21 protein-coding genes are annotated in these 24,386 nt (G+C 45.3%); 1 reads left to right on the top strand and 20 read right to left on the bottom strand.

What is annotated here, in order from left to right:
• Positions 1-251 precede the first annotated feature (251 nt).
• Positions 252-4,640, bottom strand: coding sequence for a PolC-type DNA polymerase III (locus tag HMPREF1150_RS03610; RefSeq protein ID WP_002911646.1), 4,389 nt, complete (start codon positions 4,638-4,640; stop codon positions 252-254).
• Between the two features lie 167 nt (positions 4,641-4,807).
• Between HMPREF1150_RS03610 and HMPREF1150_RS03615 the strand changes: the two genes are divergently transcribed.
• Positions 4,808-5,350: a hypothetical protein gene (locus tag HMPREF1150_RS03615; protein ID WP_002911644.1), complete on the top strand. Its 543-nt coding sequence runs from the start codon at positions 4,808-4,810 to the stop codon at positions 5,348-5,350.
• Positions 5,351-5,405: 55 nt separating this feature from the next.
• Here the strand turns inward: HMPREF1150_RS03615 and HMPREF1150_RS03620 are convergent, their stop codons facing one another.
• The 19 genes from HMPREF1150_RS03620 to HMPREF1150_RS03700 form a co-directional block, all read right to left on the bottom strand.
• On the bottom strand, positions 5,406-5,786 hold the full coding sequence (locus HMPREF1150_RS03620; RefSeq protein ID WP_032905620.1) for a PH domain-containing protein: 381 nt from the start codon (positions 5,784-5,786) through the stop codon (positions 5,406-5,408).
• A gap of 90 nt (positions 5,787-5,876) precedes the next feature.
• Positions 5,877-7,727, bottom strand: a complete 1,851-nt coding sequence (locus HMPREF1150_RS03625) for a proline--tRNA ligase (protein WP_002905400.1) — start codon at positions 7,725-7,727, stop codon at positions 5,877-5,879.
• Between the two features lie 65 nt (positions 7,728-7,792).
• On the bottom strand, positions 7,793-9,049 hold the full coding sequence (rseP, locus tag HMPREF1150_RS03630) for an RIP metalloprotease RseP (RefSeq protein WP_002905401.1): 1,257 nt from the start codon (positions 9,047-9,049) through the stop codon (positions 7,793-7,795).
• Between the two features lie 226 nt (positions 9,050-9,275).
• Positions 9,276-10,079 carry a phosphatidate cytidylyltransferase gene (locus tag HMPREF1150_RS03635; protein ID WP_002911643.1) on the bottom strand — a complete coding sequence of 268 codons (804 nt, stop codon included), beginning with the start codon at positions 10,077-10,079 and terminating at the stop codon, positions 9,276-9,278.
• An 18-nt stretch (positions 10,080-10,097) separates the two neighbouring features.
• Entirely contained in the window at positions 10,098-10,847 is a 750-nt protein-coding gene (locus tag HMPREF1150_RS03640) for an isoprenyl transferase (RefSeq protein ID WP_002902229.1), read from the bottom strand.
• A gap of 241 nt (positions 10,848-11,088) precedes the next feature.
• Entirely contained in the window at positions 11,089-11,424 is a 336-nt protein-coding gene (gene yajC, locus HMPREF1150_RS03645; protein WP_002911642.1) for a preprotein translocase subunit YajC, read from the bottom strand.
• A 177-nt stretch (positions 11,425-11,601) separates the two neighbouring features.
• The gene (gene tkt, locus HMPREF1150_RS03650) at positions 11,602-13,578 is read right to left on the bottom strand and encodes a transketolase (protein WP_002911641.1); all 1,977 of its coding nucleotides are present in this window, start codon (positions 13,576-13,578) and stop codon (positions 11,602-11,604) included.
• A 548-nt stretch (positions 13,579-14,126) separates the two neighbouring features.
• Positions 14,127-14,384, bottom strand: a complete 258-nt coding sequence (locus HMPREF1150_RS03655; protein ID WP_002893837.1) for a hypothetical protein — start codon at positions 14,382-14,384, stop codon at positions 14,127-14,129.
• Positions 14,385-15,025: 641 nt separating this feature from the next.
• Positions 15,026-15,436 (bottom strand): hypothetical protein, encoded by a 411-nt coding sequence (locus tag HMPREF1150_RS03660; RefSeq protein WP_009660045.1) that lies wholly within the window; start codon positions 15,434-15,436, stop codon positions 15,026-15,028.
• Positions 15,426-15,746 (bottom strand): DUF4176 domain-containing protein, encoded by a 321-nt coding sequence (locus tag HMPREF1150_RS03665; protein WP_002902215.1) that lies wholly within the window; start codon positions 15,744-15,746, stop codon positions 15,426-15,428. The genes HMPREF1150_RS03660 and HMPREF1150_RS03665 overlap by 11 nt, the downstream gene beginning before the upstream one ends.
• Positions 15,747-15,763: 17 nt before the next feature.
• Entirely contained in the window at positions 15,764-17,344 is a 1,581-nt protein-coding gene (locus HMPREF1150_RS03670; protein ID WP_002902214.1) for a hypothetical protein, read from the bottom strand.
• Entirely contained in the window at positions 17,334-17,696 is a 363-nt protein-coding gene (locus HMPREF1150_RS03675) for a hypothetical protein (RefSeq protein ID WP_002902213.1), read from the bottom strand. The genes HMPREF1150_RS03670 and HMPREF1150_RS03675 overlap by 11 nt, the downstream gene beginning before the upstream one ends.
• Positions 17,697-17,708: 12 nt before the next feature.
• Complete coding sequence (locus tag HMPREF1150_RS03680) at positions 17,709-17,981, bottom strand: TIGR04197 family type VII secretion effector (protein ID WP_009660100.1); 273 nt, start codon at positions 17,979-17,981, stop codon at positions 17,709-17,711.
• A gap of 272 nt (positions 17,982-18,253) precedes the next feature.
• Positions 18,254-18,586, bottom strand: coding sequence for a hypothetical protein (locus tag HMPREF1150_RS12290; RefSeq protein ID WP_002926131.1), 333 nt, complete (start codon positions 18,584-18,586; stop codon positions 18,254-18,256).
• A gap of 102 nt (positions 18,587-18,688) precedes the next feature.
• On the bottom strand, positions 18,689-19,132 hold the full coding sequence (locus HMPREF1150_RS12155) for a hypothetical protein (RefSeq protein ID WP_009660067.1): 444 nt from the start codon (positions 19,130-19,132) through the stop codon (positions 18,689-18,691).
• 343 nt (positions 19,133-19,475) lie between these two features.
• Positions 19,476-21,614, bottom strand: a complete 2,139-nt coding sequence (locus HMPREF1150_RS03685) for an ATP-dependent Clp protease ATP-binding subunit (protein WP_002911636.1) — start codon at positions 21,612-21,614, stop codon at positions 19,476-19,478.
• A 456-nt stretch (positions 21,615-22,070) separates the two neighbouring features.
• Positions 22,071-22,835, bottom strand: coding sequence for an amino acid ABC transporter ATP-binding protein (locus HMPREF1150_RS03690; RefSeq protein WP_002911634.1), 765 nt, complete (start codon positions 22,833-22,835; stop codon positions 22,071-22,073).
• 12 nt (positions 22,836-22,847) lie between these two features.
• Positions 22,848-23,534, bottom strand: a complete 687-nt coding sequence (locus tag HMPREF1150_RS03695) for an amino acid ABC transporter permease (RefSeq protein ID WP_002908663.1) — start codon at positions 23,532-23,534, stop codon at positions 22,848-22,850.
• A 3-nt stretch (positions 23,535-23,537) separates the two neighbouring features.
• Positions 23,538-24,230 carry an amino acid ABC transporter permease gene (locus HMPREF1150_RS03700; RefSeq protein ID WP_009660029.1) on the bottom strand — a complete coding sequence of 231 codons (693 nt, stop codon included), beginning with the start codon at positions 24,228-24,230 and terminating at the stop codon, positions 23,538-23,540.
• Positions 24,231-24,386: the final 156 nt, after the last annotated feature.

Raw genomic sequence — 24,386 nt, 5'->3', positions numbered from 1 at the left:
ACTACCTCTTTAATCAGGTGAGCTATCATTCATTTCTAAATTATAAATACATTAATATGCTTCACGCTTCATTGCTAGTTTCTGCACTATCAAAGAGATAGAAACTGTTCCAATAACTATAGATTCTCAAATAGACTATCAACAACTTAGACAGAGTGTTCTTCTAAAAAAGAATCATCCTAATCCCAATCAAGATAGTTAATGTTGAAAACCTTGACTTTTCAAAAGCCTTGCTATTTTTCTAGTTTTATTTAGAAAAACTCATCAAACAAACTCAACTGGTTATCTTCAGGCATATTGCCCAGGATTCCCATGTCGTCCATTTTTTCAACTAGGGTGCTAGAGAGACCGCCACGTTTGCGGAGCTCTGTCTTAGAGAGAAATTCGCCTTCTTCGCGCGCTCTGACTACTTGGCGGGCAACGTTGTCACCCAGACCGTCCATAGCAGAGAATGGTGGGATAAGGGTATCCTCTTCGATGAGAAACTCAGTCGCATGGCTCTTGTAGAGATCCAGCTTTCCGAATTTGAAGCCTCGCTCCAGCATTTCATTGACGATTTCCAGAGTCGTATAAAGGTCAATTTCTACATTGGAAGCTTCGTTGTTCTTGCGCTTCTCAGCGATTTCGTTCATCCGGCGTTTGACGGCATCAAGACCACCACTCATGGTCTTGATATCAAAGGCCTTAGCCCGGATGGAGAAATAAGCACAGTAGTAATAAATCGGATGATGCACCTTGAAATAGGCCACCCGCAGGGCCATCATAACATAGGCTGCCGCATGGGCCTTGGGGAACATGTACTTGATCTTTCCACAGGACTCGATGTACCACTCTGGCACATTGTTTTTCTTCATGGCTGCGATGTAGCCATTGCGCTCTTCTTCAGAAATCTTCAGCCAAAGGCCCTTCCGCACGCGCTCCATGATCGTAAAGGCCATCTTAGGATCCAAGCCCTTGTGCATGAGGTAAACCATGATGTCGTCCCGACAGCCGATAACGGTAGACAGGTCAGCAATCCCTTGCTTGATCAAGTCCTGAGCATTGCCCAGCCATACGTCCGTACCATGAGAGAGACCAGATAGCTGTAAGAGCTCCGCAAAGGTGGTCGGATGGGTCTCGTCAACCATGCCCCGTACAAAATTGGTTCCAAACTCCGGAATTCCCAGCATACCAGTCGGCGTGCCGATTTGCTCCTGAGTCACCCCCAGAATGTCTGTCCCAGAAAAGAGGGCCATGACACCGGCATCATCCATAGGAATGTCATTTGGATCAATGCCAGACAAGTCCTGAAGCTTCCGAATCATGGTCGGATCATCGTGTCCCAGAACGTCTAGCTTGAGGACATTTTCATCGATATCATGAAAGTTAAAGTGGGTGGTCTGCCACTCGGCCGTCACATCGTCAGCTGGATATTGGACCGGTGTAAAGTCATAAACATCCATGTAGTTAGGGATAACAACGATTCCACCCGGGTGTTGTCCAGTCGTCCGCTTGACTCCGGCAGCTCCCTGCGCCAGACGCTCAACTTCTGCGTCCCGATAGAACTTCCCGTAATCGCGCTCATATCCCTTGACAAATCCATAGGCCGTCTTAGCCGCAACGGTACCAACGGTACCAGCCCGAAAGGCATACTCCGCACCAAAGATATCCCGCACGTCCAAATGGGCGCTTGGCTGATCCTCTCCGGAGAAGTTCAAATCAATATCGGGTACCTTGTCCCCGTCAAACCCAAGGAAGGTCTCAAAAGGAATATCCTGACCGTTCTTGCTCAGCTTGTGGCCACATTCTGGACAGTCCTTATCCGGCATATCAAAGCCTGAACCATAGGAGCCATCTGTGATAAACTCGCTGTATTGGCATTTGCCACAGACATAGTGGGGTGACAAGGGATTAACCTCGGTAATCCCAATCATGGTCGCGACAAAGCTGGATCCGACAGACCCCCGCGAACCTACCAGATAGCCCCGCTCGTTGGAGCGTTGTACCAGCATCTGCGAAGCCAGATAAATCACGGCGAAGCCATTCCCCAAGATAGAGGTCAGCTCCTTTTCAATCCGCAAGTCCACGATATCAGGCAGCGGATTGCCATAAATCTCAAAGGCTTTTTGATAGGTCAGCTCAGCAACCGTCTCCTCGGCCTTTTCAATGAAAGGCGTATAGAGGTCGCTCTTAACTACCTCAACCGGCTCAAAGGTCTCGGCCAGCTGATTCGGATTGGTGATGACTAGCTTCTTAGCCAAATCCTCGCCCAGGAAGGCAAATTCGTCCAGCATCTCATTGGTGGTTCGGAAGTGGGCCTTAGGAAGCGGAGCCGGCTGGGCATTTTCACCGTGACCAATGGTCCGGTTAATCATGGCTCCCTGACCGAGACTCCGGACGATAATTTCACGATAAATCTCTTCTTCCGGCTCGATATAGTGGACGTTCCCCGTCGCAAGGACAGGCTTGCCCAAGCGATCGCCAACCTCAATCAGATTGCGAATTATGGTCTGCAGTTCTTCCTGGTCCTTGATTTGCTCCTTGGCAATCAGCGGCTCATAGATAGCTGGTGGCATGACCTCGATAAAGTCATAATACTTGGCCACTTCGACAGCCGCATCCACCCCCTGAGAGACAACAGCATCATAGACTTCGCCTTCTGAACAGGCTGAGCCCAGAATCAGGCCTTCTCGATGGGCATCCAGCACAGTCCGTGGAATCCGAGGGACACCTTCAAAATACTTGGTATTGGACAGACTGACTAACTTGAAAATATTTTTTAATCCCGTCTGATTTTTCACATAAATGGTCGCATGCTTGACCCGAGCCTTCTTGTAGGAATTCTCATCGACCAGATCCGTATTCAAATCCTTGAGATTGGTCACACCATGCTTTTCAGCCACATCCTTGATAAAGATAAAGAGGAGGCGACCCGTCGCTTCCGCATCATAGTTGGCCATATGGTGGTGCTCCAGAGCAATCTGGAAACGCTTGGTCAAAGGCCCCAGACCATGGCGCTTGTACTCCGGATAGAGGTTGCGGGCAAATTCCAGCGTGTCAATGACTGGCTGGGTAATTTTTGGCAGGCCATGACGCTCATAGTTGACATTCATAAAGCCCACGTCAAAGGTGGCATTATGGGCAACGAGGACGCTGTCCTGGCAAAATTCCTGAAACTCTTTCAGCACCTGCTCCAGTGGCTTGGCATTGCGGACATGCTCATCAGTAATCCCAGTCAAGTCCGTCGTAAAGGCCGACAGAGGATGCCCAGGATTGATAAACTCATCAAACTCAGCGATGATATTGCCCTTGTGCATCTTGCTGGCCGCAACTTGAATCAAGTCATTGTAGACCGCCGAAAGCCCTGTTGTTTCGACGTCAAAGACTACATAGGTCGCATCGCTCAGCTCCATGTCCACTTCATTGTAGACGATGGGCACCCGGTCCTCTACTATATTGGCCTCCATACCATAAATCAGCTGAATACCAGCTTTCTTAGCAGCTTTGTAGCCATGGGGAAAGCTCTGCACATTGCCATGGTCGGTAATGGCGACAGCCTTGTGGCCCCACTTTGCGGCCGTTGCCACGATTTCCTCGACCTCAGGCAGGGCATCCATAGTAGACATATTGGTATGGGCGTGAAATTCAACCCGCTTCTGCCCCTCAGGCATCAAGTCCTTGCGCTCATAGTGGGTGACGGCCTGCACATCCTGCACATTCATGGTCAGGTCGCGGGTGAAATTGTTCATCTCCACATTTCCCCGCACGCGCAGCCAGGCGCCTTTCTTAATCATGTCAAACTTCTTGGCTTCTTCTTCGTTTTTCATCCATTTCTGCAAGGAAAAGCTAGAAGTGTAGTCTGTCATCTTGAAATTGAGCAAGACCCGGCCGGTCCGAGTAACTTTCTGCTCTAGGTCAAAGACCATTCCCTCAAAGACCAGACGATTTTCCTCAGTCTGAACTTCAATCATAGGGGTAGTCTCTGCCTTGTCCAGCTTTGGCTTAGCCGCCGCCTTGCGAGCTTGGAAGTCATAGGCTGGCTTTTCCTCTGGCGGCGGTGCCATCTGCTGCAGGGATTCCATGGCTTTGAGCGCCTCTTCATTGGCCGCCTGGACAATCTTATCATTCTCCGCCTGGAAATTCTCCGCTTGCTGCTGGGTCAGCTCATCGCTGTGCTGAACCTGACAGGTCAGCTGAGGAAAGCCGTACTTGATCAGCTGCTGGCTGAGATTGGGCAGGTGATTCTTGCGAAAATGCTCCGTATCAATGGTCGAAGCCCCCTCAATCAGCAGCTTGTCCCCATCCAAATGAACCCGCAAATCCTGATACAGACTCTTGAAGCCATGGCTGGCACATGGACCTTCCTCAAAGGCCAGCTGGTAATAAGCCTGCAAGATCTCATCCGATACCTGGGGAGCCTGACAGTGAATTTCAAAAATAGCTTGATTGCCTGTCTTCGAAAACTCTTGAGCTAGGCGTTTCTGCAATTCCCGAAAAATCTCAATGGGCAGAATATTCGCAAAAGAAAAATGAAACTCCCAGACCCGACTGACCTTGTGGACCAGAACCTTCTCAATTTCTGCATTCAAAAAGGCCTCTGAATTTCTCATTTCCAGTGGCATATCCAGCTGATGCATTAAAATTTCAAACTTGTTTGACATGACATTTCCTCGTACAGTAGTGACCCTATTTTACCATAAATCAGCACTTTTTTCGACAGAAAAAGAATAGGGCAAAGCGCTAGTTCCTACACAATTATTAAGTCGTTTTTCATGATGCTAAGTTATGATATAATAGAAAAAAACATTTATCAAAAGGAGACTTAATTGTGAAGAAAATCTTACTAGCTAGCATCTGTCTACTGACCCTAACTGCTTGTAGCACGACCAGTCAGAATAAGCAAGAAAATACACCCAAGCAAAGTCAGAGTCAAAGTAAAACCAAAGAAGAAAAGACACAGACGAAAACTTTTTCTAATAAAATTGATGAGTATTATACTAATTCAGTCAAACTTTTCTATACTAAAGACAAGATCCTATCTTTCCAGCTCATTTCCAGCCAAGCCATCCCTGAAGAAAATCAAAAAATGAGCGTTGAAGAATTAACGAAATCCTATAGAGAAGATCTTAAGAAAAGTCCCATGATTGAAAATCAAGAAAAGCTAAAAGGACTTAAAATTCATCTTAAAATTTCTGAAGACAAGAAAAACGCTATAGCCATTTTTGACTTTGATCTCAGTAAAATAGATCAAGAACAGTTGATTCAATCAGCAAGTGACTCTGAAAGTAGTCAGACTTTCTTCAGGAAACTTCAAGATAAACCAGAAGTTGTCTTTGATTATTTGAAGGGGCAAGGACTTAAAGAAGAATAAAAAAGCTTTCTGAGTGATTTAACTTTACAGTTAATGCTCAGAAGGCTTTTTCTGTCTATCTTAGCACCGCTTCTGCCAAGGCCTTTTGGATAGCGATGACGCTACGGTCGCTGGTAAATTGCAGGACTTCTGCTGGCTCTTGAGCGCTGGAAACCCAGATTTTCAGCTCGGCATCTAAGTCGAAATGCCCAGCTGTTTCTACTGAGAAGCGACTGATAGAGCGATAAGGAAAGGACTTATAAGAAGTCTTTTTGCCAGTCATTCCCTGCTTGTCGACCAAGATTAAACGCTTATCTGTAAAGACAATCAAGTCACGAATGAGGCTAAAAGCCAGTTCCACATTCTCTGTTGTTGTCAGAATATCCTCCAATTGTCTTTCTGTTTTTTCAATATCTTTCTGAGAGGCATTGCCTAATAAACCGCTGAATAATCCCATCATTCGGTCCTCCAATCTATTTTTTCCTACTATAGCATTTTCACCTCCAATAAGCAAAAGAAAACTGCCAGACAAAACTGGCAGTTTGTTTTATTTTGTCAAAATTGACAAGGTTTCTAGCAGATTATCGGCGTGGACTTCAATGGTATCGCCAGTAGCCTTAATCTTGACTTCGACAATGCCTTCTGCAGCTTTCTTACCAACTGTCACACGGATTGGGAGACCAATCAAATCGCTGTCACTGAACTTGACACCAGCGCGCTCATTGCGATCATCCACCAAGACCTCATAACCAGCACTTAGCAAGTTAGCCTCGATTTGGTCAGTTAGCGCCAAGGCTTTCTCATCCTTGACATTGACCGGAATCAAGTGCACATCAAATGGTGCTAGCTCTTTAGGGAAGTTGATGCCCCAAGCATAGCGGAATTCACCCTTAGGAGTTTTATTGACAAAGAGACGGGCATGCTGCTCCATAACAGCAGACAGGAGACGGCTGACGCCTATACCGTAACAACCCATAATCATCGGTACTGCTCGGCCATTTTCGTCCAAGACATTGGCGTTCATGCTGTCAGAGTAACGAGTTCCCAACTTGAAGATGTGTCCAATCTCAATCCCACGAGCAAACTTGAGGACACCTTGGCCGTCCGGTGAAATTTCACCTTCACGAACCTCACGGATATCTACATATTCAGCGGTAAAATCACGGCCTGGATTGACACCAGTCAAGTGATAACCATCTTCGTTAGCACCCACTACAGCGTTAGCCAGGTCTTGCACCTTGCGGTCAGCGATGATTCTCACGCCTTCTGGCAGATTGACTGGCCCTAGTGAGCCAAATCCTGCTCCTAGGAGCTGACGGACTTCATCTTCACTAGCTACGTCAAAGAAATCCGCTGCCAAATGATTTTTCAGCTTGACTTCATTAAGCTGGTCATTGCCGACCAGAAGTGCTACGACAGGAGACTCGTCAGCCATGTAAACCAAGGTCTTAATTGTCTGGCTTTCATCCAGTCCAAGGAAGGCAGCAACTTCGTCAATTGTCTTGCAGTCAGGCGTGGAAACGCGGGCAACTTCTTCCTCAGTCACGACACGTCCTGCAGGCTTGTATTCATCCGTCGCCATTTCAAGGTTGGCAGCATAGCTGGACTCACTGGAGTAAGCGATGGTATCCTCACCAGATACCATCCAGCTGGTCAATTCTGTCCGAATAGCTTCCTGAACATCTTCAGGAATTTCATCAAAGCTGGCTACAGACTTGTCCAAAACCACCCAGCGATTCAAATCCGTCCGGTCTGGCGTAATGGCCATGAATTCCTGACTGTCCTTGCCCCCCATAGCACCACCATCACCGATAATGGCTTTGAAATCCAGCTCGCTGCGGGTAAAGATTTTCTCATAGGCAGACTTGTATTCATCATAAGCTACATCCAAGCTGTCATAGTTAGCGTGGAAACTGTAGGCATCTTTCATGATAAACTCACGCGTCCGCAAGAGTCCGTTACGGGGACGTTTTTCATCGCGGTATTTAGGCTGAATCTGATAGAGATTGAGCGGCAGCTGTTTGTAGGATTTAACCGAATCACGGACGATAGCCGTAAAAGTTTCCTCATGGGTTGGCCCCAAGATAAAGTCGGATTTCTCACGATTTTTCAGTTTGTAGAGGTCTTCACCATAGGTCTCATAACGGCCAGACTCGCGCCAAAGGTCTGCACTGAGCAGGGCAGGCGCCAGCATCTCCACTGCACCAATCTTGTCAAACTCTTCCCGCATGATTTTTTTTGTTTTTTCAATCACACGATTAGCCAGCGGCAGATAAGAATAGACCCCAGCTGAAACCTGACGGACATAGCCAGCCCGCAGCATCAGAGCGTGACTGATAACTTGAGCATCGCTAGGCATCTCACGCAGGGTTGGAATTAACATTTTACTTTGTTTCATAAAAACAAAACTCCTTGACTTTCATTGAATAATTTCTTTTTCATAGTTCTAAGAACTTTAGTTTCTTAGAAGAATAATTTCATGATATCGTTCCAGGTAACGGCAATCATCAGGATGACCATAATAGCCACTCCAGACAGAGTGATATAGGTCTCAGTTTCTCTTTTCAGTGGTTTTCTGCGGATAGCCTCCAGAATATTGAGGACGATTTTTCCGCCGTCTAAGGCTGGAATGGGAATCAGGTTGAAAATACCGATATTGAGCGACAGCATGGCCAAAAGGCTAAGGACTGCTGGTAATCCTTGCTCTGCAGCCTGACTGCTGAAATTGTAAATAGCGACCGGACCGCCCAGCTTATTGATATTGAAGTTGAAGACGATATCTTTCAGAGCTGACAAAATGCGAACCGTAGTAGACCAAGCTGCAGTAAAGCCGCCAATCACCTTGTCCCAGAAGCCAGTCTTGATCGTTGGGGAAACCCCTAGCAGATAACGATTGCCGTCTTTTTTAGGCTGTACGGTAATTTCTTTCGTTTCACTGCCGTGTTTGTAGGTAACAGACAAGGTCGGCGCTTCCTTACTCTTGGCTGTGATTTTCGCCAGAGCGCTGGTTAGATCCGCCCAGTTGCTAATTTCATAGTCATTAATCTTAAGGATTTGGTCGTTATTTTGAACCCCAGCAGCTGCTATAGCACTACCATCCATGACTTGAAAATGATTGCTGTTTTCATCGCGAACGCCGCCCTGAACAAAGGCCAGCAGCATAAATACCAGCACGCTCAGGATGAAATTATTCATAGGGCCAGCAAAGTTGGTGATGAGGCGGCCCCAGATACTAGCATTCTGATACTGAACATCCAGCGGTGCAATCCGCACCTCAGTGCCGTCTTCTTCAACAATCGTTGCATCATGATCTACTGCATAAGTCTTGAGCTCGTCAAGGACCAGACCTGTGATTTCCAGCTTTTCCTCAAAGTCAAAGCCGGTCACATTCATGGGCAGAGCTGTCTGGTCAACCTTTTTGCCAGAGAGATTGATGCGAACCACCTTGCCCTCTGCATCCAAGGTCAGACTAGCCGGTGTTCCCACCTTAATGTCAGTGGAGTCTTCTCCCCAGCCGGCCATGCGCACATAGCCTCCTAAGGGTAAAATCCGAATCGTGTAGGCCGTCCCATCCTTACCAATATGGGAGAAAATCTTGGGTCCCATACCGATAGCGAACTCTCTGACCAAAATGCCGGACTTCTTCGCAAAGTAGAAGTGTCCGAACTCATGGACCACCACAATGATCCCAAAAATAATAATAAAGGTTATAAACTGCATGGACTTCTATATTTTACCTTTCCTAGAAATCTTGTTTTTTCTTTAAATCAAAGAAGGAGCAGAAAACGGCCAAATACCGAGCTTCCCGCCCCTGCATAGCTGACACTCTTGAAAATAGGGTAGAAGCTCCTCTCAAAATTTTGAGCTCCAAATCCCAGTTCCTTCTCAGATTGTGCGGTCGTTAGACAAGCTTGCCATCCCTTGCTTTCAGCTACGCTCGACTGTCTTAGAACAAGCCGAAGAAATGCATCAGCGGAAAGACGAAGAGAAGGCTGTCAAAACGGTCCAAAACACCGCCGTGGCCAGGAATGAATTTACCAGAATCCTTGACCCCGAAATGACGCTTGACTGAGCTTTCGACCAAATCACCTAGCTGGCCTGCAATACTAAAGAGCACTGCCAGAATTAAAAAGACAAAGGCATTGTAAGGTGCGTACACTTGCGGTCGAACCAACATAAAGATTCCAGTCACTAGAACGACTGATAGAATACCGCCCAGGCTTCCTTCAATAGTCTTATTAGGAGAAACTCTCGGCGCCAGCTTTCTTTTACCAAAACGCACCCCGACCAGATAAGCTCCGCTGTCAGTAGCCCAGACGATAAAGAGAGCTAGCAGGACCTTGTCAATATTCATCAAGCGGGCATCAATTAAGGCATTAAAACCAAAACCGACATAAAAACTCGCTGCAATCGGATAGGCCGCATCTTCAAAGGTGTAGTTGGAACCTAAAACAGTCGAGATCAGCAGAAGGAAGACGACCAAGCCATAGGCCACGACATTGCCATCGACCGGCAGAAACTTCAGATAGTTCTCCAGGGGCAGGGTTAGAACAAAGGCTGCCAGCATGGCTAAGACACCTTCGATGGTCGCTGTCGGCAGACCTTTCATTTGGAGAAATTCATGCACCGCAAGCATGGCCAGCAGGCCCACAAAAATCTGAAAGACGACTCCTCCTGTCAATACCAGAGGAATAAAAATAGCAAGAGCGATTCCTCCAAAGATTAGACGTTTTTGTAAATTTTTACTCATACTCTTTTACTTTCTCCCTTAAACACCGCCAAAGCGTCGATTCCGACGGCTGTATTCTGCAATTGCAGCCTTCAAAGCCTTCTCATCAAAGTCAGGCCAGAGAATGTCCGTAAAATAAAGCTCACTGTAGGCTGACTGCCAAGGCAGAAAATTGCTGAGGCGCAGCTCTCCACTGGTCCGAATCACCAGATCCGGATCGCGCAGCATCTTAGGCAAGTTGCTGGTATAGAGGTAGTTGCCAATGACTTCCTCAGTAATGTCGCCAGGACTGAGTTTGGCATCCAGAACATCCTGAGCAATCAGTTTAACCGCCTGATTGATCTCATATCGGCCACCGTAATTTAGAGCAAAATTGAGAATCAAACCTGTATTGAGCTTGGTCAAGCTTTCAGCCTTTTCCAGAGCTTCAAATGTCGCCTTAGGAAGCTTAGCCGTATCACCAATCATCTGAATCTTAACATTGTTCTTGTGCAGCTCCGGCACATAGCGGTCGTAAAATTCAACCGGCAGATTCATGATAAAGGAAACTTCCTTTTCCGGCCGAGACCAATTTTCCGTTGAAAAAGCATAGACAGTCAAGACCTGAACACCCATTTCCTTGGCAGCAATCGTCACCTTTTGTAGGGTTTCCATACCAGCCTTATGACCGAACACGCGCGGCTGCATCCTTTTTTTGGCCCAGCGGCCGTTGCCGTCCATAATGACAGCAATGTGTTTGGGAACATTCAGCGGTGCGTTCAGCTTTTCTTTTTTCTTAAAACTAAACATACTTTTTATCCTATTTAAAGTTTTATCAGTTCATTATATCATAAATCCTTGGAATGTGGGCAATTCATCCGCTTTTTCAAGCCTGAGGTCATAAAATAAGGACAGAATGTCAACCAGAGAATCCAAACTCAGTTAAAACTCACCCAGCCTGTCTAAACCGCGAGGCCAATAAGCTTGAAACCAGACACCTCCTAAACGTATGAGTCAAAACAAAAAAACAGCCCGCAAGCTGTTTATTTCTTTACTCTTCAATCGCTGATTCTTCCTCAGGAACATCAACGCTTCCTTCACCACCAGCAACAGCAGGAGTGCCCTCAGTCAATGGCAGTACAGTTTTAATAGCTGTCAGTTCAAAGGTCAGGTAAACACCGTCCACATCCAGAACAACTGTTTTCTTGTCTGTGTCCACTTCATCTACTGTTCCGTATAAACCGCCGATGGTAATGACTTCATAACCCTTTTGCAGCTTGTTAAGACTTTCCATACGCTGCTGAGCCTGTTTCTTTTGAGTACGCATTTGGAAATAGGTCATCCCTACCAGTACAACCGCAAATACAATAAGCATAGTTGGATTCATATATTTTCTCCTTCGAATGTCATATATGAACTACTATAGCAGATTTCCCTTATTTTTACAAGACGATTCTGACTTTTCAAGTAAAGTCCGTCTCAAGTCGGATGAAGCATGACTGGCCTAACCACATTTTTTAAAAAGCAAAAATCAGGATGACTAACACCCTGATTTTATGTCTTTTTATTTAAGATTTTTAACAACTTCTGCTACGTGTTCAACTGTAAAGCCGTATTCTTCCAGAACCTTGCCTGCCGGAGCAGATGCACCAAACTGGTCGATTCCGATAACTGCACCGTCCAGACCGACATACTTGTACCAAGGCTGGCTAGCTGCCATCTCGATTGCTACGCGGCGACGAACTGCATTTGGAAGAATTTCTTCTTTGTAGGCTGCATCTTGAGCATCAAAAAGCTCTGTTGATGGCACGCTGACCACACGAATTTTAGCGCCTTCTGCTGCAAGTGCTTTAGCAGCTGCAACAGCCAAATTAACCTCAGAACCAGAAGCCAGCAAGATGGTATCGAAATCTGCTCCTGTTTCGTAAACCACATAAGCTCCTTTAGCTACCTTGTCAAAGTTTGTGCCTTCTTCTACTGTCAGATTTTGACGGGTCAAGACCAGAGCAGTCGGTGTGGATTGACTCTTAAGGGCCAGGTACCAAGCTGCCTGAGTTTCACACGCATCTGCTGGGCGGAAAACAGTCAGATTTGGAATAGCACGCAGACCAGCCAAGTGCTCAATCGGCTCATGAGTTGGGCCGTCTTCACCAACTGCAATAGAATCGTGTGTGAAGACATAAGTCACTGGCAAGCCTTGAAGGGCAGACAAGCGGACAGCTGCCTTGACATAGTCTGAGAATACGAAGAATGTACCACCGTAAACGCGAAGACCACCATGAAGCGCCATACCGTTGAGAATTGTTCCCATAGCAAACTCGCGCACACCAAATTGGATATTGCGGTTGAGACGGTGGGCATCATCTTGCAGGCCATCTTCCTTGATGTAGGTCATATTGGAATGAGCCAAGTCAGCAGAACCGCCAAGGAAAGTTGGAAGGACCTTAGCTGCTGCATTGAGGGCATCCTGACTAGAATTACGGGTTGCTTGAGAGAAGCCATTTTCAAGTACTGGGAAGTCTTCTGGTTTGATTTCTACTGGATCCTGACCAGCGATGATAGCTGCTACTTCTGCTGCCAATTCTGGATGGGCTTGCTTGTAGTCCTCTACTAGCTGTTTCCAAGCATCGTATGTTGCTGCACCACGCTCCGCCACATTTGTACGGTAGTCAGCATAGACTTCCTCAGGAATCTCAAATGGCGCATAGTCCCAGCCCAAGGCTTTACGAGTAGCTGCCGCTTCTTCTACTCCCAGAGGAGCACCGTGAACTGCATTAGTGCCTTGCTTGTTTGGAGAACCGTAACCGATAACAGTCTTAACTTCAATCAAAGATGGTTTGCCAGAAGCTTTAGCTTCATTGATAGCTGCATCAATCGCTGCAAGGTCTGTTCCGTCTTCTACCAAGGCAGTATGCCAACCATACGCTTCATAGCGGGCACGAACATCTTCTGTAAAGGAATCCTTAGTCTCTCCATCTAGGTTGATATCATTTGAATCATAGAGAACAACCAGCTTGTCTAGCTTTTGTAGGCCAGCATAAGAAGCAGCTTCAGCTGAAACCCCCTCCATCAAATCACCATCACCACAGATGACATAAGTGTAATGGTCGAAAATTGGGTAGCCTTCACGATTATACTTAGCAGCTAAGAAACGCTCTGCCTGAGCAAAACCAGTAGCTGTAGAAATACCCTGTCCTAGTGGGCCAGTAGTAGCATCGACACCAGCTGTGTGGCCAAACTCTGGGTGACCTGGTGTCTTAGAGCCCCATTGGCGGAAGTTTTTGATTTCGTCCATGCTGACATCTTTAAAGCCAGACAGATGAAGCAAGGCATAAAGCAGCATAGAACCATGTCCTGCAGACAGGACGAAGCGATCGCGGTTAATCCAGTTTGGCTCTTCTGGATTGATACGCAATTGTTTAGTAAACAAGTCATAAGCCATCGGCGCAGCGCCCATGACTACGCCAGGGTGACCTGACTTAGACTTTTCAATCGCGTCAATCCCTAAAAAGCGAATGGCATTAACTGATAATTGTGACATTGGATTCTCCTTATTTTTACTAAAATCTGTCCTGACATCAGAACAGGATAAACAATGGTCGTAGAAACGATAAAAATTGTCTCATATCTATTATAAGAAAATTATCCCTATATCGCAAGATAGGGATAATCTCATCTTTTTTATAGATTTATTATAAATCTTGAAAACGGCAACAAAAAGACCAAGAATTACACAGGCGACTGTTCACTCTTGGACTGTCAAAAAAATCTGCCCATAAGGACAGAAAAAGTAAGAAATTGAGCATCCTGCTCCTAAGTTTGACTGCGCCCACAGATTGTTTCATTAAGTTTTTACAGAACGTAGTTTTCGCTTACGCTCAAACTGCATCTATGCTTCTAAGCTCTGCTCGACTCTGCGAGCCGGCAATCGCTAAAAAAATAGCGGAACGTAGACTTAGCTTGCACTCAGTCTGCATCAATGCCTCTAAATTCGACTGCGCCCACAGCTTGTCTCATTAAGAGACATAGAAAAACCCAGCTATCCAAATGGTTAGCTGGGTTAGGGTTGAGCTACATCATAGTTTTAGACTATCCTGCGGCCTTTTGATGAATGGTGATGCCGTATTTTTCATGGTTTTCTTCATACCAATTAATTAAGGCCATCGCAGTTTGATAAGTAATGTTCTTAATTTTGCTGGTCCCTTTAGTTAAGGTCAGGATACTCATCTTGCTGATGTTTGCATCCGTCGCAATTCGATAACTAGTTAAGGTTCCATTAACTAACAACTGAACAACAGCCTCGACTTTCCTATAGTCAGGCATAGTTGTAATATCCAACTTTTTCATAATTAAATCCTCTCCTAAAATTTAATTTACTAATCCATTATACACTTTTTTCTGACATTTACATATATAAAAACTTGAAAATGTACAAAAAAATTAGAACACAATCTATTGAAATGTCAACTTTTCATGTTTTATCTCCATTATCTAAAAAATTTAAAATGCCCAATTGTCATTTGCTGTCTTCCTCCAAATTATCTAAACATTTTTTAGAAGCCTAAATCATGCTAGTTCAGATTATGTGAGTGTCTTCCAACAGTTTTTTTAATTTTCTGAAAGCTGATGAAATACAGTATTGCGTTCCCGCATTTTACACTAGTCTGCTTTAGAGTTTTCAAGAAAAAACTTAAAAAATTTAGAGGAAAATAGCAATGTTAACCTTTCTAAAAAGTAAGCAGCTTCATGAAGCCAGTATGTTAGTCTATCAGAGAGAACGGCAGTATCTAGAAGAAAACAAAGAGCAGATGACAAGTTATAGTTCTTATGCCCTTGCAAGTATTTCCAAATTATGAAATGGAGCACCAAGCCAATAGAAAGGTTTTGATAGAAGACTTGTATAAGGCTTATCAGCTCTTTCTCTGCTGCAGGAGCCTGTTCAAATGACAAAATCCGCCTCGCTAGAACGAGACGGATGTAGCTGTGCATTAAGGTGACTGAGATTTAGACTTCTGCTCTAGCCTCTTGGCTGAGGGGCTGTCTTTTCTGACCAGATAAAGGCCCTCCTTGGAATTGATCGGATCCTCCTTGAGCTTGAGCATGAGCAAATCCCCATTGTGGACATAGCTGTAAAGTTTAGACCCTAGCCGGATACTGCCGGCCTTGCGGTCAATGCTGCCCTTCTCTTCCAGACCCTCTTTATAGAAGGTGACTTGCTGGTCTCTGATATTCAGAATCGTTTCCTTGTCCAAGCCACTGAAGCCGTCTGCCCCATCCTCAATCTGGCGGTAATACACTCCGTCCAGACTGGCCTCATTCAGGCTGGCAAAGAGGAAGAGAGCTCCAAAAGCTAAAGCAAGGAGGACTAGGCCTGAGAAAATAATTGTCTTACGCTTCATCTGCCGCTCCTGCTCTTTCCGGGACGGTCAGCCTGGGATAGGGGATATCAGCTATCAGCTCGTCATAACGCTGGAGCAAATCCTGAAAAGTCACATCTACATAACCAACAAAGACCAGCCGCTCAATATCTTCTTTATTAAAAAAGATTAATTCTTTTCCCGTCAGACCGGAGGGCAGGATTACTGCTCCAAAGTCAAAGTAGCCGGTCTGTCCGTCAAGGGTCGTCACAGGAAACTGGCTGACAATCATCAGGGGTTGAGAACTGCCCTTAACCATGACTACACTTCCGATAGGTAATTGTTGCTTCATCAAAGTCTCCTTTCTCCTTAAGCCAGAGCAAGCGCTGGGAGGGCGACTACAGGAGCTACTGTCACTGCAACTACTACAGCTGCAACTTCCAGACCATTCACGGTTTGCGCCCCCGTTTCAACCGAATTCACCGTTTTATTTCCATTCGAGTCTTTACTGATATTCGAGTCGACGCCATAGACTCCAACCATACCATTCCAGATATCAGTAGATACTTTAAGACCGGCCCCAGTATCGTGCTGCTCTGTTCCAGCATGTAGAGAAAGATTAATCTCCGGCATAGGGAGCCAACCTGTGTCTGTATTTAAGCCAACACTGCCATTGACACCAATATGATAGCCACCGACACTGATTTGAGGACTGGCATTAAGCTTCCAGTCACTGGCATCTATATCAACAGAAGCCACACCCAAATCTACAGCTACTCCATTAAAAATACCATTATTTGTCTTGTACTTGAAAATACCAGGATCATCTTCTTCCACAGTTGTCGAGTATTTGGCATAGGTACTATATAACCAGCCTGTACTCCAGTCAGTCTTTTTGGAGTGTTCCAGGGTATTGGTATGACCAAAAAGAAAGTCCCAAAAGCCCGATGAACCACCGCTACTACCAGCAGCCTGTTTGGCAGCAGGCATAGCTACTGTTTGGGCACCAGTTTGATTGCCTGCTTGCTTCATAAAGCCCAGCATAGCCCCAGCCCACAGCCCATTGAAAGCAGCCTGCGAGAGACTACCAGAAGCCTGATCTGCCTTGGCCTGGTCCAGTCGTACCTTGAGGATGGGATCAGCCTGCTGGACCGCTTCTTCCAGATGGCTGCGGAGGGCCTGCGGAATGTTCCGGCTGGGATAGCGCTCTAGATAGGCCTGGACAGCCTGGATATCCTCCGGAGTCAGCTCTTCACCGCTGTCTAGCTTATCCATGACCTTTTGAAAGGCAGCTTCAACTGCTTTTTTGCTCTCCCAAGCTGTTTCAACAGTCTGGGTCCAGGTCATCCTGTCCGGACTAGGCAGGACAAAGCTGCCGTTAAAGTTTGCAAAGCCTTCTGTCATCAGGCTCAGAGCTTGGTCCAAAGCAGCAGCCAGCCCCGGCAGATTGTCGAAAATAGTGGCCGACGATGAATAAAAGGCCAGCAGTTTATTCAGCTTGTCCTGCAATTCATGACGTTTGTCCTGAGCTGCTGTAATGGCATTCTGGATGCTGCTTTTGGTAGAAGCAGCCACATCCTTCTGTTTATTGGCCTCGGTCAGAGCCTGATTTTGGCTGTCAATGGTCTGATCATAAGAAGCAATCTGACTCTCCAGGACATCCTGATCCAAACTCTCTTCTGCCACCTCACTGACATAACGGCTGGGCAGATCGCTGCCAGCTTTGACCAGCTCTTCTTCAAAGAGAATCGCTGCCTTAAAGAGGGGAAGGAACATCCCCTGACAGTAGGTTTTAGCACTGTCATATGCTGTTCCGGTCAGCCCGCTTTCCCCTGCAAAATTTTCCATGGCCTGCATGGCAGATTCATAAGCCGCGATCCTCACCTGGCTGGCAGTGGCCATTGACCCTGCCTGCTGGTTGGAAACGGGGAGTTCCATCTTAGCGCCCATATCCAGCCTCCTTGTCTTCTGCTTCCAGAGCTTGTCTATACTGACCCTGGATGATCTCAATCTGACGGTCTAGCTTTTTTCTTTCCTTATCCAGCCGATCCTGACCATCCTGGATATCCAAATCCAGCAATCGGTGACTGTGCTCAACCAGACCCATAATATCATAAAAATCCTGACTGTCCTTGGCCGTTAAGGGCAGGTAATTCAGCTCTCTCAAGGCCGAAAGTCCCCGGTCATAGAGATAATCAATATCCTCTTCAAAGCGGTCTAGACGACGCTTTTGCTCCTCAGCCTTATCCAGTTTTTCAAATGCCTGCAGGCGTTCAGCAGCTAGAGTTTGGGAATTCTTCATACTACTTCCTCCTTATCCCTCAATATCCGCAGCCATTCCTTGGTCAGTCGCCTGAAATTCCTCTGCTACGCTTTGCAGGAGCTGACTGAAGCTTGTAATCTTACCGGCGATATCAGCTGACGCCGTACTGGAATGATCAATTTCCTCACTTGCCCGGCTATTTCCCTCCAAACGACTGATAGCATCCTTGTCAGGCTGAGATGCTGCACCTATCTGACTGGAAGCGGCTGAAAAGCTATTAGCATGGCTAGCTGCCAGCCCATTATCACTTTTAATATCTGACATTGCTTGCTCCTCTGTTTTTGCTTTTATTTTATGACATTTATATTATAAGTTCAAGTCTCCGCCTGCTTTTTAACCAAAAAGAAACAAGACTGATAAATAATTCCAATCTTGTTAATTGCTAAGCCTGCTTATGCTGAGGCTTTTAAAGTCTCTGATTTCCGCTTCCTAATGATCAGAAACTCATCCTCCAGATCGCCTTCCAAATCTTTGACAGCCAGATGATTCAAGCGAGAGCCGGCAACATTATCAGGAATCTGCTTTCTGTTACTTTGTTAGCTCGACTTTCCATACTCCTGTTTTTTTCTCCATTTCCGTATAGCTAGACCAACTTTTAAATAAAGAATAGTCGGAATCATCCCCACTGGAAGCGAGAAGAGAAAAGCTTGATTTTTTTCTACCGAGATAAATCCTAGTAATCGTAAAGGATTTATAACCGCATCTTCCATAGTATGCATAATTACTAGCGGCCATACTGACTTAGTAATTCTAAAAATCTCTGTGTACATGACCGTCCAGCATGCAACAGTTATCATCCCGATAAGGAAGAATGTAAACCTTCCAACCGGCAAGGTATTTTGGATTTCTCTCTCAAACAGAAACTTCATAATGTAAGGCAGATGCCAAATCCACCAGATAAAGCCAACAAGTAGATATAGTTTTAAGTCGGATAATTTCAATTTAATTAATTAATTGGTAAGATATGCCCTCTAAACAGATTCTTCAAAAATATTTTTTATAAATTGAGTCCCTATCTGTGTTAACAAGATTCCAAGATAGACCGTGAACTCAACCTTCACATCTGTCACTCTGATGCCTTGCGTCATCAGTCCCAAGAATATCACTATTATCGTAACAAGTGGGTAAACTAAAAAACTAATCAGGTATAATTTTTTATTATCTTTAAAATTAATGGAAAACCCTGCTTCTTTCCAGCCATCTCCGCCAAAGCTACGGAGAAAGATGGTACAGATTAACGGAGTTACCAGCCAAATCAGCATCCCTAAAGAGCCGCTTCCTATCTCTGTTCCGATATTTTCGTAATGAGCTTGGCCGGTTATTTTATCAACAACATAACCAATCCAGCCACATAGGGTGCTGAGAATAGCGAAGATAATGACATTGCGTTTAATTGTAGTTATGGACTGTTTCATAGCAGTCTCCTTTCGTCAAAAATTATTCATCTCTCTTATTTGAGAGAAGCTAGGTTGATTCGAGTCATCGACTGCTTCGGCAATATCAAAATTTTGTTTCATTTTACCGATACCTTCTAAGCAAGTCTGGCTTTTCTTCAGCATCAGGTTTCAATGTTTTTCTTTTTATATACCTAATAGAAACATTTCTTTTAAGTGATATCAAGGAGAATTTAGTTGAGATTTTGGGGTAAATGGTAATTTATTTCCAGAAAGGGGAGATATTTGTAATTCCTACTTAACAAAAAAGACCTACCTTCATCTAAGAAGGAGATCTTTGAAAAGTTAGTTGACTCAGTAAGCTTTATTCTGCTTGCTTGTCTTCTTCAGATGCGTCAGCACCCTTTTCACGAATAACTAAGACACCATCTTCCAAATCGGCTGTCAAGTGCTTAGCATCTAGATTGTCTAAGTGGAAGTCAGTCACCTTGTCACGAATTTGCTGCTCAATGACACGGCGCAGCGGACGAACACCCATGACTTGGTCATAACCAGCGTCGCGCAGGAATTCCTTAGCTGCATCAGATACAGCCAGATCAATTTCTTTCTTGCTCAAGGTTTGATTTACTTCGATCAGCATGAGATTAACAATCTCCATCAAATCTTCTTTCTTGAGATGAGAGAACTCAATAACCGCGTTGAAACGATTGAGGAATTCTGGACGGAAGTAAGCTTTGAGTCGATCCATCAGATCAGGTTTTTCAGCATCCTCTTCCAAGCCTGCTTCATATCCAAATCCAGCATTGGAAGTCGCAATAATAACCGTATTCTTGAAGTTGACTGTATTCCCTTGACCATCTGTCAAACGACCGTCATCCAGAACTTGAAGGAGAAGGGTAATCACTTGTGGATCAGCCTTTTCAATCTCATCCAAGAGAATGATAGAGTAAGGATTGCGACGCACACGCTCGGTCAAGGTGTTGTTGTTATCATCATAGCCGACATAGCCTGCAGTCGTACCAATCAGCTTGGAAACAGCAGTCCGGTCGGAGTATTCTGACATATCCAGACGGATGATGGCTTCCTTGGTACCGAACATATCCAGAGCCAGTTGCTTAGCAAGCTCAGTCTTACCAACACCAGTTGGTCCAACAAAGAGGAAACTTCCGATTGGACGGTTGCCTTCATCAAATCCTGCACGGTTACGGCGTATAGCTCTAGCCACGGCTTCTACAGCCTTATCTTGGCCAATCACTTTAGCTTTGAGACGGTCACTCATGCCCTTGAGGCGCTCAATGTCGCTGGCACCCATCTGAGATACTGGTACACCCGTCATCCGTTCAACAGACTCTGCTACGTCGTTGACCGTAGCTGTCACCTTCATATCCTCAGTGTGATTTTGAATTTTCTTTTCTAGCTCTTCAATGCGAGTCTTAGCATTCAGAGCTGCTTCATAATCTTCTTTCTCAACAGCCGCTTCCTGTTTGTCTTTCTGTTCAGCAATCTCATTTTCAACCGCATGAACATCAGTCACTGGATGCTGGGCTGCCAAGTGGGCAGCAGTCACGTCGACCAGGTCAATCGCCTTGTCTGGCAGGCTCCGTTGTGGAATATACTGGACAGAGTAGTCCACAGCCGCTTTCAGCACTTCATCTGGCAGGATGACATTGTGGTGCTTTTCATACAGGTCACGAATACCTTGAAGGATCTGATAGGTATCTTCGGCAGACGGTGCATTAACCTTGACTTCATTGAAACGACGAGCTAAAGCTGCATTTTTAAGGATAGTATTGCGGTACTCATCCTGAGTAGTAGCTCCGATGACGGTTAACTCACCACGAGAAAGCGCTGGTTTGAGAATATCCGCCATGCCCTTAGAGCCACTATCTCCACCGATAGATCCTGCTCCTAGGATTTGATGGATTTCATCAAAGAAGAGGATAATGTTGCCGGCTTCCTTGACTTCATTGACCAAGTTTTGGATATTTTCTTCAAAGCTACCACGATATTGGGTTCCAGCTTCCAGACCGGAAATATCAACAGAAATAATTTCCTTATTCTTGATAGCCGCTGGCACATCACCGTTGACGATAGCCTGAGCCAATCCTTCTACGACAGCTGTCTTACCAACTCCGGCGTCTCCGACCAATACAGGATTGTTCTTGGTTCGGCGAGAAAGGATTTCAGCTGTTTCTTGGATTTCCTTATTGCGCCCAATGACTGGATCTAACTTTCCATCACGCGCTTCCTGAGTCAGATTGCGACCCAGTTTAGCCAGGATACCATCCTGCTTAGGTCCTTGAGCAGCAGTCTGGCCAGTCTGCTCACCTACTCCTTGACCAGGGAGCTTACCAGTAGCCCGGTACTGAGCAAACTCTTCCGGTGTGACCTCTCTACCATTAATCAAGTAGCGCCGGTGTTCGCTGTTGTAGCCACCCATGCGCCCCATAAGTTGGTTGAAAAGGTCGTCCATATTATTAAAATTGTTGTAGTTGTTGTTCATAGCATTACCTCGCTTTTTTCATATTTTGCTTTACATAATTTTTATTTTTACTAAAGTTTGAGATAAGAAATCTCTTCCTTATCTACTATAAATTTTCATTTGGGAGATCTTCTCCTATCTATTATTTTACATAACTTATTCTCTTTTCAAAAATCAAGACTGATTCAGTCTCTATTTTTATGAGTGATTTGATCTCTTTCGGAAGAAGATGATCTTACATAATTTTTAATCCTCCCAAAAATAATCGCCTTCCGGCTATATTCACATCTTCTGATTAAATTTACGTAAACTTTTTTGTTTACAGTTGTAATTTTATCATGACAGAATTTATTTGTCAATAGATTTTACATAATTTTTTAAAATAAATTTACAAATGTAATCAAAATTTTGGTTTAGGCTCTTTTCATTCCTATAAAGACGCTTTTTTATAATAAAAATCTGGACATAGTCCAGATTTTAAATCATATACTCTACACTATAGCTGGCATCCGACAGAATACGGGACAGAAACTGTTTGGTCCGTTCTTCCTTCGGACTAGAGAAGAATTCCTGAGGAGGATTTTCTTCAATTATGTGGCCTCCGTCCATAAAGATGACATGGTTGGCCACATCGCGGGCAAAGCTCATCTCGTGGGTCACAACGACCATGGTCACTCCCTCCTGAGCCAGCTGCTTCATGACACTAAGAACTTCGCCGACCAGTTCCGGATCTAGCGCCGAAGTTGGTTCATCCAGCAGGATAACGTCTGGCTTGACAGCAATGGCGCGGGCAATCCCAATCCGCTGCTGCTGGCCGCCTGATAGCTGGGAAGGATAGTAGTCTTTGTAGGCCAAGAGACCCACGCGCTTCAAGGACTCTTCCGCAATCTCAAGCGCTTCTTCCCTCGGTATCTTACGAGCGATCACTAAGCCTTCTAAGATATTTTCAAGGGCTGTTTTATTGGCAAAGAGATTATAATGCTGGAAGACAAAGGCCGTCTTTCTACGGATTTCTAAAATCTCCTTTTTGCTGAGCTTAGCCAAATCATAGTCTTTACCAGACAGAGTCAGCTGGCCGCCATCCGCTTTTTCTAAGTGATTCAGACAGCGCAGAAATGTTGTTTTCCCAGAGCCTGACGGTCCCAGAATAACTACAACGTCACCTTGATTGACCTTGAGACTGACATCTGCCAGCACCTGGTGCTCTCCAAATCGTTTGGAGATATGTTTTACTTCTAACATAATCTTTCCTTCCTAAGCAAGAGCGTAGCGCTTTTCCAAGCCCCTAAACATCCACTGAATCAAGCCACAAATAATGAGATAAATAACAAAAATCACCAGATAAGACTCTGAATACTGGTAAGAATGGGAGGCTTCTATCTTAGCCAGGGCTGTGATATCCTTGACCGTCATGACAAATACCAGCGAGGTTCCCTTGACTAGATTGATAACCAGATTGGCCAGATTGGGCAGGGCAGAGCGCAGAGCCTGAGGAAAAACAATTCTCCGATAGGCTTGAAAATTCGTTAAACCAATAGCCTGCGCCGCTTCTAACTGTCCTTTATCCACCGTCAAAATGGCAGAGCGCAGAATTTCCGATAAACTGCCTGTCGTCATCAGGCTATAAATGATGAAAGCATAGTAAAGCGGATTGAACTTAAAGACGTCTACCTGACTGCCCAGACTTTTGAAAATTTGATTCAGTAAGCTAGGAAAAAGACTATAGAAAAAGAGAATGAGCAAAATGGGCGGCGTCGCCCGAATAAAGGCCAGATAAACCACCGAAAAGGTCCGCACACCTCGAACTTTATAAATCTGCCCCAGAGCTAGAAGCAGAGCTGGAATAAAGCTGAGCAGAATAGCAACCACCATAATAATCAGGGTTACTGGTATGCCTTTCAAAGTAACCAGAAAGGTATTTACAATATAATTCAAATCCATTCTTTACCTCTCCTTGACTGTCAGACTCTTTTCCAGAAGCTGGGAAGCCAGCGAAACCACTAGGGCAATTCCCCAGTAAATCAAGGCCACCGCTGTATAGGTTTCGAGGGAATAATTGCCCAGATTACGACTGATAAGATTTTGCCCTGCTCCCATGACATCCACTGCCCCAATCGTATAAGCCAGCGCAGCATCCCGCATGAGATTAAGAAGGGCAGTAGTAAGATTGGGCAGGGCGATGCGAAAAGCCTGTGGCAGGACGATGCGCAGAAAAGTCTGCACCGGTGTCAAGCCAATACTGAGAGCTGCCTCGGTCTGTCCCTTGGGAACAGCAAGATAGGCTGCCTTGAAGACTTCCGCAATCATAGCCGCAAAGAGCAGAATCATGGTGATGATGACAAAAACAGTCCGCGACCAATTATTGATATCCAGCCCCAGCCACCATTCTAAAAACTCTGGAATGCCATAAAAAACCAAGAAAAGCAAGACGATAGGCGGTGTACATCTAAGGATAAATATATATCCTCTAGCCAGACCAGCAAAAGACTGCTCCTCGGCAATCTGAGCCCAGGTCAACAGACCACCCAGCAAGGAGCCAATCAAAGCTGTCACAAACATAATCCATAAAGTGGTCGGCAGAGCCTGCAGCAGACTAGGTAGCAGGCCAAAGACACGGGACAAGTCATACGAGACCATAATTTTCTTCTCCTTCGACAATGATTAGATAGAATAAGCTTCTCTTGGACGGACACTTTCAGCTTGGAGCAGCCATGCTCTCGCCTAGTTATCCTCTTTGAAAATCCCTTCAAACAGCATCAAGGTCAGCCTAGAAGCCGCCAACTCTATATTCAG

The organism is Streptococcus sp. AS14, from assembly GCF_000286495.1.
Classification (GTDB): domain Bacteria; phylum Bacillota; class Bacilli; order Lactobacillales; family Streptococcaceae; genus Streptococcus; species Streptococcus sanguinis_P.
This window is presented reverse-complemented; position numbering and strand designations above follow the sequence as displayed.

Bases quoted from the DNA above. Each gene is read 5' to 3' on its own strand.
- HMPREF1150_RS03675 (WP_002902213.1), bottom strand. From the start codon at position 17,696: ATGAAGAATTCCCAAACTCTAGCTGCTGAACGCCTGCAGGCATTTGAA.
- HMPREF1150_RS12155 (WP_009660067.1), bottom strand. From the start codon at position 19,132: ATGAAACAGTCCATAACTACAATTAAACGCAATGTCATTATCTTCGCT.
- HMPREF1150_RS03700 (WP_009660029.1), bottom strand. From the start codon at position 24,230: ATGGTCTCGTATGACTTGTCCCGTGTCTTTGGCCTGCTACCTAGTCTG.
- HMPREF1150_RS03680 (WP_009660100.1), bottom strand. From the start codon at position 17,981: ATGTCAGATATTAAAAGTGATAATGGGCTGGCAGCTAGCCATGCTAAT.
- HMPREF1150_RS12290 (WP_002926131.1), bottom strand. From the start codon at position 18,586: ATGAAGTTTCTGTTTGAGAGAGAAATCCAAAATACCTTGCCGGTTGGA.
- tkt (WP_002911641.1), bottom strand. From the start codon at position 13,578: ATGTCACAATTATCAGTTAATGCCATTCGCTTTTTAGGGATTGACGCG.
- HMPREF1150_RS03690 (WP_002911634.1), bottom strand. From the start codon at position 22,835: ATGTTAGAAGTAAAACATATCTCCAAACGATTTGGAGAGCACCAGGTG.
- HMPREF1150_RS03695 (WP_002908663.1), bottom strand. From the start codon at position 23,534: ATGGATTTGAATTATATTGTAAATACCTTTCTGGTTACTTTGAAAGGC.
- HMPREF1150_RS03685 (WP_002911636.1), bottom strand. From the start codon at position 21,614: ATGAACAACAACTACAACAATTTTAATAATATGGACGACCTTTTCAAC.
- rseP (WP_002905401.1), bottom strand. From the start codon at position 9,049: ATGCAGTTTATAACCTTTATTATTATTTTTGGGATCATTGTGGTGGTC.
- HMPREF1150_RS03620 (WP_032905620.1), bottom strand. From the start codon at position 5,786: ATGGGATTATTCAGCGGTTTATTAGGCAATGCCTCTCAGAAAGATATT.
- HMPREF1150_RS03665 (WP_002902215.1), bottom strand. From the start codon at position 15,746: ATGAAGCAACAATTACCTATCGGAAGTGTAGTCATGGTTAAGGGCAGT.
- HMPREF1150_RS03640 (WP_002902229.1), bottom strand. From the start codon at position 10,847: ATGTTTAGTTTTAAGAAAAAAGAAAAGCTGAACGCACCGCTGAATGTT.
- HMPREF1150_RS03660 (WP_009660045.1), bottom strand. From the start codon at position 15,436: ATGAAGCGTAAGACAATTATTTTCTCAGGCCTAGTCCTCCTTGCTTTA.
- HMPREF1150_RS03655 (WP_002893837.1), bottom strand. From the start codon at position 14,384: ATGAAAAAGTTGGATATTACAACTATGCCTGACTATAGGAAAGTCGAG.
- HMPREF1150_RS03670 (WP_002902214.1), bottom strand. From the start codon at position 17,344: ATGGGCGCTAAGATGGAACTCCCCGTTTCCAACCAGCAGGCAGGGTCA.
- HMPREF1150_RS03635 (WP_002911643.1), bottom strand. From the start codon at position 10,079: ATGAGTAAAAATTTACAAAAACGTCTAATCTTTGGAGGAATCGCTCTT.
- HMPREF1150_RS03625 (WP_002905400.1), bottom strand. From the start codon at position 7,727: ATGAAACAAAGTAAAATGTTAATTCCAACCCTGCGTGAGATGCCTAGC.
- yajC (WP_002911642.1), bottom strand. From the start codon at position 11,424: ATGAATCCAACTATGCTTATTGTATTTGCGGTTGTACTGGTAGGGATG.
- HMPREF1150_RS03610 (WP_002911646.1), bottom strand. From the start codon at position 4,640: ATGTCAAACAAGTTTGAAATTTTAATGCATCAGCTGGATATGCCACTG.